The following is a 12,273-nucleotide window of genomic DNA, read 5'->3' as shown; positions in this document are numbered from 1 at the left end:
CTTTTTTTGTCTATAGAAGGTTCAACTAATCGCCATAGGTCTTTAGGGCGGAAACATCTACTTTTTAACCATCGGCTAACCGTGTCATGAGATAAAGGCGATGGGCTGACTTCTGATAACGCCAAACTAGAGTATCTTACACTGCTTACTTGCAAGAATATTTTATAGATATCTTTAATGCATGGATAACCGGACAAAATATGAACATCCTGATTTTTTCTTGTTTTTAAATTTATACTTCTTTTTTAGAGACTGCGAAACTCGTGTGAATTTAATTATCGCTATAGCGACATAAATTCAGAGCAAGCGCGTATTTTTGTTGGTGTCCGGTTGAGCTATGGGGTTGACGAATCTGCTGATATTGTTGCTGACTTACAACAAGCGGATTATGAAGTTACCGATCTTTCCCATGATGAAATGGCTAGGCTCCATGTGCGTTATATGGTGGGTGGGCGCCCGTCAAAGCCACTGAATGAACGGCTATTAAGTTTCGTCTTTCCGGAGTCACCTGGCGCGCTACTTAAGTTTTTGCAAACATTAGGTAGCTATTGGAATATTACCCTTTTCCATTATCGCAGTCATTGCACTGATTATGGGCGTGTTTTAGCGGCATTTGAACTATCCGGTTCTGAAGCCCTTTTTGAGCACCATCTCGCTGCATTGGGTTATGAATATTATGATGAAACCAATAATACTTCATTCCAATTTTTTTTAGCGCCGCATAGTCAGTTATTGACTGCGCATATTGGTAACAGTTAGCAACTGCCAGAATGCTCGAATTAATGGTTCATTAAGACGTTTATTTAAAACACAAACGCCAAGATCAAAAGGTTCAACGGGTGAAATAGGGTCAAGTTGTAGAATACGATGGCAGATCGATTCAGGGCTATTATCGACCACAACCTTTGGTATTAATGCAATACCACAACCGAGCGCAACCATTGATACAATAGCTTCATGGCCTGACACTGTAGCGTAAATTAACGGATTATTAATAGCTTGGTGTTGAAACCAAAGTGCAATTCTTTGGCGGGCAGGTCCGTGTTCTGGCAGGATAAAGGGAATTTGTTGCCAGTTCGGTTGTGGTTGTGTAATTTGTTGACGGCTCGTTCCAGCTAATGATGGGGCAATCAAAACCAACGGAATTTCACCTAATTTGTTAAATAAAATATTATCAGGTAGTTTTTCAGGTTTACCGGCAATCGCCAAATCGGCAGCTTGGCTGGCAACTTTATTGACCGCATCCGCTGCGTCGCCAGTGGTTAATTTAATTTCGATTAAAGGATTTTCTAATCTAAAGTTATCCAGGAGCTTAGGTAAGTGACTATAGGCGGCAGTGACTGAGCAAAATAGGCGTAATTCACCGGTCAATAAGGAACTCTGTTGGTTAAGTGAGTGACGAAGTTGCTGATATTCAAACAGTGTTTGCTGGGCAAATTGTTTAAATTGTTTTCCTGCTTCGGTGAGGCGTACGGTTCTATTATCACGCATAAATAAAATGTGACCAAAACTTTCTTCCAGACGTTGTATTTGGCGAGATAATGTAGATGGACTGATATGCATTGCATTAGCAGTGCGTCCGAAGTGACAGCTATCAGCCAGATGTAAAAATAACTTTAGATCGCGAATATTCATCACGCCTCCTGTGATAAAAAGTGACAAACTGATGTTGCAATTTTTGCAATATAATATTTTAAATATATCAATTTACGCAATATTTTTGATCGCATATAGTGATCATATAAACGCTTCTTTGTTAAATAACCTGAGAATAAAACAATAGAAAATGTACAATAACCTACTGAAATTATGAAGGAAATTAATCGATGGCTAATTATTTTAATACCCTAGATCTGCGCCAACAATTATTACAATTAAGTAAATGTCGTTTTATGGCCCGTGATGAATTTGTTGATGGAACCAGTTATTTAAAAGATAAAAAAATTGTGATTGTTGGCTGTGGTGCGCAAGGTCTAAACCAGGGATTGAATATGCGTGATTCAGGTCTGGATATTGCCTATGCATTGCGCAAAGAAGCGATTGAAGAAAAGCGCCCTTCATGGTGTCAGGCGGTAGAAAATGGTTTTATTGTTGGTAGTTACGAAACATTAATTCCACAAGCGGATTTAGTCATTAATTTAACCCCGGATAAACAACATTCTGCTGTGATACAAGCCATTCAGCCATTAATGAAACCGGGTGCAGCATTAGGTTACTCACATGGTTTCAATATCGTTGAGGTAGGTGAACAGATCCGCCAGGATATTACTGTTATTATGGTTGCGCCGAAATGCCCGGGAACCGAAGTACGTGAAGAGTATCTGCGTGGTTTTGGCGTACCAACGTTGATTGCCGTTCATCCGAAAAATGATCCGCAAGGTGAAGGAATAGCCATTGCGAAAGCATGGGCTGCTGCTACCGGAGGTCATCGCGCGGGTGTGCTTGAATCCTCTTTTGTTGCCGAAGTAAAATCAGATCTGATGGGTGAACAAACCATCTTGTGTGGCATGCTTCAAGCTGGCTCCTTGCTTTGTTATGACAAAATGGTTGCAGACGGTATTGAGCCGGGTTATGCAGGAAAATTATTACAATATGGTTGGGAAACGATCACCGAAGCCTTAAAGCACGGCGGTATTACACTGATGATGGATCGTTTATCTAATTCAGCTAAATTGCGGACATTTGCATTATCTGAACAGCTAAAAAAAATCATGGCGCCATTATTTCAACTACATATGGACGATATTATGTCCGGCAAATTTTCATCTACGATGATGGCAGATTGGAATAATAATGATAAAAATTTACTGTCTTGGCGGGCAGAAACTAGGCAAACAGCGTTTGAAAATTATCCAGAATATAATGGGAAAATTTTAGAGCAGGATTATTTTGACCATGGTCTTTTATTAGTTGCGATGACCAAAGCCGGGGTTGAATTAGCCTATGAAACTATGCTGCAAGCCGGTATTATTGAGGAGTCTGCTTATTATGAATCATTACATGAATTACCATTGATTGCGAATACCATTGCACGGAAACGTTTATATGAGATGAATGTCGTTATTTCCGATACTGCAGAATATGGTAATTATCTATTTTCTTTTGCTGCAATACCTTTACTCAAGGATTTTATGGCAACTTTACAGCCAGGTGACTTAGCGAAAAATATGGCCGCTAGCCACATTGATAATAGGCAATTGCGGGATATCAATGCAGCGATCCGTAGTCATCCCATTGAGGTCATAGGTAATAAACTGCGTAATTATATGACTGATATGAAAGGTATTGGTTCTGTTGCGTAATGTAAACGGTAGATTTTATCTACCGCGCTATTGATAGGCTAAAAATATAGCTACGCAATTTTTAAGTTTCTCCATTATACGATTGAAGTTAGAGTGTAATTCAAACGGACACAGATTTTTCGCTTGCCATAATAATGTAAACCACTATCGGGTATTGCTATATACCCGTATTTGGTGGGAGTTTCAAACCGAAATATCTGCCGATAGAGTCAGTACTCGAGTGGAAAGGGAATAAAAAGCGATATGATACAACATTCACTGCCTATGATTAATGTATTGATCATTAACACAATGAACAGTAAAAAAATAACGACATTAGCATTAACGATGGAGCAATAAATAGTAGAAAGTAAAAAAGAGAAGAACAAGATAGACAAACTTTTATCTAGTGCCGGTAAATTATTTACATAAGTAATTTAATGTTAGTTATATCATTCATCTTTCCTATGATGTTGATTTGGAATTCACCGACTCCATCACCATCATGATCCAACATTAATTTTGTTAGATTTTCTTGTTCACTGTAACTAAATAACATTTCATTTTTTCTATGAGTAAAATGATCGACTAATTGAATAGCAACAAAATTATCATCAGGGTCTATGTTAAGTGTGGAAATATCAATTTTGTCTTTACCCATCTCAAAATCAGTAATGGTATCTGGCGATTCAGACAAAGAATCATCTAGTGACAAGTAGTTAAAAGTATCATTACCCTCACCACCAGTTAATCTATCAGCGCCTTTATCGCCGTATAAATTATCATTACCACTATCTCCAAATAGGTGATCGTTACCACTACCACCAAATAATTTGTCATCACCACTACCTCCGGATAGGTGATCATTGCCACAACCGCCGAATAAAATATCGTTCCCCTTACCACCGGATAATTTATCATCGCCGTTATTACCAAATAACGTATCGTTACTATCACTACCGTATAGATCATCGTTTTTGTCAGTACCATAGCGCATTGAATTATCTGGCATATAAGAATTTCCTTTATTTAGTTGTATCTGATTAGATTAGAAAATTAGGCTAAAAGTACTCGTAGCTTTTACTGCATTTGTGCAGATTTTTCAAATTTTTGATTTTTTAAAAGAGGGTTAGTGGGTAGTTGTCATAAATACTCCCACTTTTAAGTAGTAACTACAATGATAGTTTTGCACTCATAGTTAGTTCAAATATACTAGAGAGTTTAGCCTGGAGTAAATTAACGACAATAAAACCCTAACTAATTGTTTTAAAGTTTTTTTATTAAGGGTATGAAATAGCTTTGGAAAAGTTGCCCTAATTCGTCATGATTCAAAGGTAGAACAACTTTATCTCTGATATGGGTTTTCAGCGATTATATTTTCATTACTCAATAGCGGGTTTTTTTATGACATTTTTTACTGATTTCCTTTCTGATACAATTTTAACTTATGATCAATAATGACAAATACTCAGTTAATACGCTATGCGATTAAATTACAATCAACAACAAGCGGTTGAATATGTTGACGGTCCCTGTTTAGTGCTGGCTGGCGCGGGCTCAGGAAAAACTCGCGTTATTACCAATAAAATAGCCTACTTAATTCGTCATCGTGGATATTTACCACGTCAGGTGGTGGCAGTCACTTTTACCAATAAAGCCGCCAGAGAGATGAAAGAACGGGTAGGACAAACGCTAGGAAAAAAAGAAACCAGAGGATTAATTGTTTCAACTTTTCATACCCTAGGATTGGAAATTATTAAACGGGAACATAGCGCATTAGGCATAAAAGCCAATTTTTCATTGTTTGATGAACACGATCAAATGGCTTTGCTAAAAGAGCTAACCTTTGATTTATTGGCAGATGATAAAGATCTGTTACGTCAATTAGCGTCAACAATTTCTAACTGGAAAAGTGATTTATTAACTGCCAGACAAGTTATGGCGCAGGTAAAATCGGAAAAAGATCAGCTGTTTGCTGAATGTTATCGGCGCTATGAATTACATTTATCGAGCTGCAATGTGCTGGATTTTGATGATTTAATTACTAAACCAACTCGCTTGCTCGATGAGAATGAAGAGGTGCGTTCGCGTTGGCAGCAAAAGATCCGTTATCTGCTGGTGGATGAATATCAAGATACCAATACTAGCCAATATCAACTGGTTAAATTGTTAGTGGGTAAACGTGGACGTTTTACCGTTGTTGGTGATGATGATCAATCTATTTATTCCTGGCGTGGTGCTCATCCACAAAATTTAGCGTTACTAAAAAACGACTTCCCTCAGCTTAATGTGATCAAATTGGAGCAAAATTATCGCTCTTCTGGCCGGATTTTGAAAGCCGCTAATATATTGATTGCTAATAATCCACATGTTTTTGATAAAAAGTTATTTTCTGAATTGGGTTATGGTGAAGCGCTAAAAGTTATCACGGCTAACAATGAAGATCATGAGGCAGAACGTGTGATCGGTGAATTGGTTGCCCACCATTTTATCAATAAAACCCAATATAAAGATTATGCTATTTTATATCGTGGTAACCACCAATCACGACTATTTGAAAAATTATTGTTACAAAATCGTATTCCTTACCGTATTTCAGGTGGCACTTCATTTTTTTCACGGGCAGAAATTAAAGATATATTGGCTTATTTGCGGATCCTCACTAATCCAGATGATGATAGTGCATTTCTCCGTATTGTTAATACACCGAAACGTGAAATTGGGCCAAAAACCATCCAAAAATTGGGTGAATGGGCGATTTTACGCCAAAAAAGCCTGTTTAATGCTAGCTTTGATGTCGGCCTTGAACAAACTTTAACCGGCCGTGGTTTGACAGCATTGCAACATTTTACCCATTGGTTAGCCAATATTGCCAAACGTGCTGAACGCGAGCCACTGCTTGCCGTCAGAGATCTACTGCATGACATTGATTATGAAAGCTGGTTATACGAGACATCAACTAGCAGCAAAGCGGCTGAGATGCGGATGAAAAATGTTACTCAACTGTTTGGTTGGATGGATGAAATGGTTAATGGCAACGATATCGATGAGGCGATGACCTTATCGAAGGTTGTCTCGCGTTTTACATTGCGGGATATGATGGAGCGTGGAGAAACGACAGAAAATTTAGATCAGGTACAATTAATGACTCTGCATGCCTCAAAAGGACTAGAGTTTCCTTACGTTTTTTTAGTTGGTATGGAAGAGGGGTTGTTACCCCATCAAACCAGTATTGATGAAGATAATATCGATGAAGAACGCCGTCTTGCTTATGTAGGGATAACCCGTGCTCAACGAGCGTTATTTTTTACTCATTGTCGGGAGCGACGTCAATATGGTGAACTTATTCGACCAGAAATTAGTCGTTTTTTACATGAGTTACCTCAAGATGATTTGCTCTGGGAACAAAATAAAAAGATAGTTACTGTAGAACAGCGAATGGAAAAAGGACAGTCTGCGATTGCTGATATCAGAGCGAGATTGGGGTTAAATAAAAAATAAATTTTGCTAACTAAAAAAGATTGAGTTTATTCAGTTTGTCCTTCTAGTATCAAAGGCCAATTGATATTACTTTGCCATTGAATTTCTTGTTGTAAATTTTCATAACAAAGTGGATGTTCCAATAACCATTGATGAGGTAATGTTAGGATCAAGGTTTCTTTATTTGCTCTAAATTTGCTCTAAGCCGTAATAACGGTATGGTATTGTCACGACGAGGAAGAGTAAAAATAATCGCTAGTCTCAAAAGGCGACAAAGAAGAATAGCATGTTGGTGGGGGATCGCGTTTTGTTGAGTCAATTCCGCTAACTCAATTGGGCCAGTTTGATTTTTTAGCAAAGCCGCTAACAAGCGTTTTTGCGTAAGCGTATAACCTGGCATATCAAGATGGCTGATCAGATAATGGGCATGGTTGGTAGCATGACGAGCGTCAATACTTAAGCCAATTTCATGTAGAGCGCTGGCACCTTTTAATAGCTCATCAACTTGGTGATTATCACGATAAAAGCTTTTCTTTAATTGTGAATAAAAATATTCGGTTAGCCTTTTTACCCGATTAGCCTGCTCAATATCAACTTGAAAACGATGTTGAATATTAGCGAGTGTAACTGCGCGTATATTCTGTTTTGCAGGCAGATCAAGCATGTTATAGATTAATCCTTCACGCAATGCTCCCCCTGCTAATATCATATGATCGATTTTTAATTCTACAAATATGGCGATTAGAATAGCTAAACCACTGGGAAAAACTAGCGCACTTTCTAGTGTTAACCCCTTGATTTCCAACTCTTCTAATTTTCCTGAGGTGATTGCCACTTTTTTTAATAATTGTAATTTATATAGCGTAATACGTTCATCCATACCAGCGGCCAGCATAATTTCTTGAATCGCCTGTATTGTACCTGAAGCGCCGACACAAATTTGCCAACTTTGCTCAATAAGTTGGTTCGCGATAGGTTTAATGATCTTATGCGCGGCAGTTTCAGCTTGCGCAAAATTTTCTTCGGTTAGATTAGGATCTTTAAAATAGTGTTCAAGCCAGGTAACGCAACCCATATTAAGGCTAACAAGTTGATTATGTTTAACATTAGTACCGGTAATGATTTCAGTACTACCACCCCCAATATCTATCACTAGTCGTTTATCTGAACCGCCAGTGGTATATGCTACTCCCTGATAAATGAGTTGAGCTTCTTCTTCTCCAGTAATGATTCTGATGGGATGCCCTAAAATATTTTCTCCCTGCTTAATAAAGAGGTCGGCATTCTTAGCGAGACGAAGTGTTGCTGTAGCAACAATTTGCACTTGTTCAGTAGGAATATCTTGTAAATACTCGGAAAAAAGATGCAGACATTGCCAGCCACGATCCATGGCTTGTTGAGATAAATAGTTATTTTCATCGAGACCTGCGGCCAGTCTGACTTTACGCTTGATGCGAGCAAGGGTCTGTACATAACCAGAAATTTCTCGTACTACTAACATATGAAAGCTGTTAGAACCAAGATCGATTGCTGCATAAAGCGATGATTTTAACATAATATTTATTAGCTCGGACGTTTACGATTGTTGCGTGAATTATTCTGTCGGCTTTGGCTATTATTGTTACGACGTGTTCCATTAGTACGTGGACGACGACGTGGTTTTGGTGTAGGTAAATCTTGTAATAATGCTTCACTGTTGTATTTGCTGACAGGGATTTGATGCTGAATATACTCCTCAATTGCAGGTAAATTTAAAGAATACTCTTCACAAGCCAGACTAATTGAATGACCACTCTCACCGGCGCGGCCGGTACGACCAATACGATGAACATAATCTTCACAATCATCAGGTAGATCATAATTAAATACATGAGTGACAGATGGGATATGTAAACCTCTGGCGGCAACATCTGTTGCAACTAAGATATCTAAATGGCCTTGAGTGAACTGTTCAAGAATGCGTAGCCGTTTTTTTTGTGCTACATCGCCAGTTAATAAGCCAACGCGGTGACCATCAGCAGCAAGATGAGCCCAGATATCTTCACAGCGATGTTTGGTATTAGCAAAAATTATACATCTTTCGGGCCACTCTTCCTCGATTAACGTTTGTAACAGACGCATTTTTTCTTTGTTAGAAGGATAGAAAAGTTCTTCTTTAATGCGATGACCTGTTTTTTGTTGAGGTTCTACCTCAATATATTCGGGTTGATTCATTTGTTCAAATGCCAGTTCTTGAACACGATAAGAAAGTGTTGCGGAAAAGAGTAAATTCAAGCGTTGAGTGGCGGGTGGCATTCGACGAAATAGCCAACGAATATCTTTAATAAAACCAAGATCATACATACGGTCAGCTTCATCAAGTACAACCACTTGAATCAGACCTAAATGAACGTGGCCTTGTTTGGTATAATCGATTAAGCGCCCGGTCGTACCGATAAGAATATCTACACCCGACTGGAGCACATGCAGTTGTTCGTCATAGCCATCACCACCATAAGCTAAACCCATTTTTAAGCCCGTTATAGCGGCTAATTCTTTTGCATCAGTATATATCTGAACCGCTAATTCTCGTGTAGGAGCCATAATTAGCGCTCTGGGTTGGTTAACTTGTCGTTCTGAATTTGTTAGATGTGTTAGTAAATAATGAAATGTCGAGGTAAGAAAAGCCAATGTCTTACCCGTTCCTGTTTGTGCCTGCCCCGCAACATCACGGCCTTCGACAGTAAAAGGCAATGTTGACGCTTGTATTGGCGTACAGTTATGAAAGCCATTTTTATTAAGGGCTTCAATAACTTTAGGGTGTAAGGCGAAGTCTATAAACTTCTTGTCTGTCAAATGTGTTTTACTCATAGTGTGTTAGAATATCAGTTAACGGTTGCTTTATGAAAGAAGATTGTTTGAAATAAAGCAAACATGGTTAAATTAATGTTAGACTGAAATGGCATAAAAATTTTATCCTTGGAGTATAGCAATGAGCGACAAAGTTATTCATCTATCTGATGGAGATTTTAATACAAAAGCCCTAGGGGCAGCAAAGCCAGTATTAGTTGATTTTTGGGCAGAATGGTGTGGCCCTTGTAAAATGATTGCTTCCATTTTAGACGAAATTGCTGATGAATATGCAGCTAAATTGATTATTGGAAAATTGAATGTTGACGATAATCCTGAAACAGCGACTAAATATGGTATTCGTAGCATTCCTACTTTAGCACTTTTTAAAGACGGTGAGCTGATTAATAAGCAAGTTGGTCTTTTGTCTAAAACTCAATTAAAAGAATTTTTAGACAAAAACATCTAATTTCCCGTAAAATATTAACAACAGACGTTTAGTAGGCTAATATTTTTCTCAATTTGCTATTAGATGTTTGCTTTTTATACAATTCATAGCTAGACGTCTGCTTTGAAGCATGGTAATTTAGCGTCACTACTTAATATGATACGCGTTTTTATCTTAATGTGTACATATTGAATATGTTATTGTATAGACATATTTGTTATCTCTGGATAATCTATATCCTACAATGGTTTGAGTTCCATTGACTCTCATAGAAATAATTCTTTTAGACAGACATGTTCCATTTGTTATTTGCTTGGTGCTGCTGTGTAGGGCCTAAGAAGTAAAAAGTGAGATTTTCTCATCAACTTTGAGATGAATTCTTATAGTCTTATTCTGTCTTTGCTGTATAAAGAGTGCTATCTAAGGTAGTAAATTAACAAATTACTGCGACTACATCAATTTATATCCTAATGAAATTGATATATTCATCAAGAATCGTTAAGGTTTTTGTATTTTTATTTAAATAGGCACTTAGAGATTGCTATACTATTTATTGTTCATAGTTCAAAAAATATACCCCGAGTTTAAGAACCCACCATTATGAATCTTACCGAATTAAAAAATACGCCGGTATCTGAATTGATTACTCTTGGCGAAAGTATGGGGCTAGAGAACCTAGCCCGCATGAGAAAACAGGATATTATTTTCTCGATTTTGAAGCAGCATGCGAAAAGTGGAGAGGATATTTTTGGTGATGGCGTGCTAGAAATTTTGCAGGATGGATTTGGATTCCTTCGTTCTGCTGACAGCTCTTATCTAGCAGGTCCTGATGATATTTATGTTTCTCCTAGTCAGATTCGTCGCTTTAATCTACGAACAGGAGATACCATATCAGGAAAAATTCGTCCTCCCAAGGAAGGCGAACGCTATTTTGCCCTACTAAAAGTTAATGAAGTCAATTTTGATAAACCTGAAAACGCCCGTAGTAAAATCCTGTTTGAAAATCTAACACCGCTGCATGCTAATAACCGTCTACGTATGGAGCGAGGCAATGGTTCAACAGAAGATTTGTCTGCTCGTGTTCTGGATTTGGCCGCACCGATTGGGCGTGGGCAGCGTGGTTTAATTGTTGCTCCACCAAAAGCAGGTAAAACCATGTTATTGCAGAATATTGCAGCTAATATTGCCAATAATTATCCAGACTGTGTTTTGATGGTGTTGCTAATTGATGAGCGACCAGAAGAAGTGACCGAAATGCAACGCCTGGTTAAAGGTGAAGTTATTGCATCAACCTTTGATGAACCTGCATCTCGTCATGTTCAGGTTGCTGAAATGGTAATAGAAAAAGCTAAGCGCTTAGTTGAACACAAAAAAGATGTCATCATTCTTTTAGATTCGATTACGCGTCTTGCTCGAGCTTACAACACAGTGGTTCCTTCCTCTGGAAAAGTATTGACTGGTGGGGTGGATGCAAATGCTTTGCACCGTCCGAAACGTTTTTTTGGTGCTGCACGTAATGTAGAAGAAGGTGGAAGCCTAACGATAATTGCTACAGCATTAGTTGATACCGGTTCCAAAATGGATGAAGTAATCTACGAGGAGTTTAAAGGCACCGGCAATATGGAGCTACATTTGTCGCGGAAAATAGCGGAAAAACGTGTTTTCCCGGCGATTGATTATAATCGTTCTGGTACTCGTAAGGAAGAATTATTGACCTTACCGGATGAGTTACAGAAGATGTGGATATTGCGTAAAATTATTCATCCTATGGGTGAAATTGATGCAATGGAATTTTTAATTAATAAATTGGCAATGACGAAAACGAACGATGAATTTTTCGATTTTATGAAGCGTTCTTAAATTGCTGTTTGTTTAATGAGTTATTGAAAAGCGCCACTTTTATGTGGCGTTTTATTTTGTTCGTTTTTGTTATCCGATAGCATCTATTTTGGTCACGAGTTTCGCAGTCTCTAAAAAAGAAGTATAAATTTAAAAACAAGAAAAAATCAGGATGTTCATATTTTGTCCGGTTATCCATGCATTAAACTAGTTGCTGAATAGAGACTTGCATTTTTTATCACGCTATTGAGAATAAAAAGAGGTTTAACTTAGAGAATAAAGGTTTGAAATGATCAACAAAGAGCGGCTGTTACGAGATAATCGTTTATGTAAAGCAATCATTGGATTATCAGTCGAAGAATTGAAAAATTTAGCCGCTGAATTTTCAGCTTGTTA

8 protein-coding genes and 2 pseudogenes are annotated in these 12,273 nt (G+C 37.9%); 5 read left to right on the top strand and 5 right to left on the bottom strand.

Annotation, left to right across the window (positions count from 1 at the left end):
* Positions 1-197 (bottom strand): hypothetical protein (locus CBG25_RS16640; protein WP_290604058.1); only part of this gene is annotated, 197 nt, incomplete at its 3' end.
* A gap of 70 nt (positions 198-267) precedes the next feature.
* On the opposite strand from CBG25_RS16640, the pseudogene CBG25_RS16635 reads away from it, so the two are divergent.
* Positions 268-759 (top strand): annotated as a pseudogene (locus tag CBG25_RS16635) (threonine ammonia-lyase, biosynthetic); the annotation flags it as partial.
* On the opposite strand, the gene ilvY reads toward CBG25_RS16635, so the two are convergent.
* Positions 730-1,635, bottom strand: a complete 906-nt coding sequence (gene ilvY / locus CBG25_RS16630) for an HTH-type transcriptional activator IlvY (protein WP_290607987.1) — start codon at positions 1,633-1,635, stop codon at positions 730-732. The pseudogene CBG25_RS16635 and the gene ilvY sit on opposite strands and share 30 nt — an antisense overlap.
* A gap of 191 nt (positions 1,636-1,826) precedes the next feature.
* On the opposite strand from ilvY, the gene ilvC reads away from it, so the two are divergent.
* Positions 1,827-3,302 (top strand): ketol-acid reductoisomerase, encoded by a 1,476-nt coding sequence (gene ilvC / locus CBG25_RS16625; protein WP_290607985.1) that lies wholly within the window; start codon positions 1,827-1,829, stop codon positions 3,300-3,302.
* 403 nt (positions 3,303-3,705) lie between these two features.
* Here the strand turns inward: ilvC and CBG25_RS16620 are convergent, their stop codons facing one another.
* Positions 3,706-4,293: a M10 family metallopeptidase C-terminal domain-containing protein gene (locus CBG25_RS16620; protein WP_290607983.1), complete on the bottom strand. Its 588-nt coding sequence runs from the start codon at positions 4,291-4,293 to the stop codon at positions 3,706-3,708.
* A 470-nt stretch (positions 4,294-4,763) separates the two neighbouring features.
* Here CBG25_RS16620 and rep point away from each other — a divergent pair, with 470 nt between their 5' ends.
* Complete coding sequence (gene rep / locus CBG25_RS16615; RefSeq protein ID WP_290607981.1) at positions 4,764-6,782, top strand: DNA helicase Rep; 2,019 nt, start codon at positions 4,764-4,766, stop codon at positions 6,780-6,782.
* Between the two features lie 26 nt (positions 6,783-6,808).
* Here the strand turns inward: rep and gppA are convergent.
* Both gppA and rhlB read right to left on the bottom strand, forming a co-directional pair.
* Positions 6,809-8,316: pseudogene (gene gppA, locus CBG25_RS16610) on the bottom strand (guanosine-5'-triphosphate,3'-diphosphate diphosphatase).
* 8 nt (positions 8,317-8,324) lie between these two features.
* The gene (gene rhlB, locus CBG25_RS16605; RefSeq protein WP_290607980.1) at positions 8,325-9,611 is read right to left on the bottom strand and encodes an ATP-dependent RNA helicase RhlB; all 1,287 of its coding nucleotides are present in this window, start codon (positions 9,609-9,611) and stop codon (positions 8,325-8,327) included.
* 121 nt (positions 9,612-9,732) lie between these two features.
* Between rhlB and trxA the strand changes: the two genes are divergently transcribed.
* Positions 9,733-10,059, top strand: a complete 327-nt coding sequence (gene trxA, locus CBG25_RS16600; protein ID WP_290607978.1) for a thioredoxin TrxA — start codon at positions 9,733-9,735, stop codon at positions 10,057-10,059.
* A 579-nt stretch (positions 10,060-10,638) separates the two neighbouring features.
* A complete protein-coding gene (gene rho / locus CBG25_RS16595) occupies positions 10,639-11,898 on the top strand; it encodes a transcription termination factor Rho (protein WP_290607976.1) in 1,260 nt (419 codons plus the stop codon).
* Positions 11,899-12,273 lie beyond the last annotated feature (375 nt).

The sequence above is a fragment of the Arsenophonus sp. ENCA genome (genome assembly GCF_002287155.1).
GTDB lineage: Bacteria > Pseudomonadota > Gammaproteobacteria > Enterobacterales > Enterobacteriaceae > Arsenophonus > Arsenophonus nilaparvatae.
Note: the sequence above shows the minus strand (reverse complement) of the source record. Positions and strands in the feature narration are given on the sequence as shown.

Excerpts from the sequence above, each read along its gene's own strand:
- ilvY (WP_290607987.1), bottom strand. The coding sequence starts at position 1,635 with ATGAATATTCGCGATCTAAAGTTATTTTTACATCTGGCTGATAGCTGT.
- ilvC (WP_290607985.1), top strand. The coding sequence starts at position 1,827 with ATGGCTAATTATTTTAATACCCTAGATCTGCGCCAACAATTATTACAA.
- CBG25_RS16620 (WP_290607983.1), bottom strand. The coding sequence starts at position 4,293 with ATGCCAGATAATTCAATGCGCTATGGTACTGACAAAAACGATGATCTA.
- rep (WP_290607981.1), top strand. The coding sequence starts at position 4,764 with ATGCGATTAAATTACAATCAACAACAAGCGGTTGAATATGTTGACGGT.
- rhlB (WP_290607980.1), bottom strand. The coding sequence starts at position 9,611 with ATGAGTAAAACACATTTGACAGACAAGAAGTTTATAGACTTCGCCTTA.
- trxA (WP_290607978.1), top strand. The coding sequence starts at position 9,733 with ATGAGCGACAAAGTTATTCATCTATCTGATGGAGATTTTAATACAAAA.
- rho (WP_290607976.1), top strand. The coding sequence starts at position 10,639 with ATGAATCTTACCGAATTAAAAAATACGCCGGTATCTGAATTGATTACT.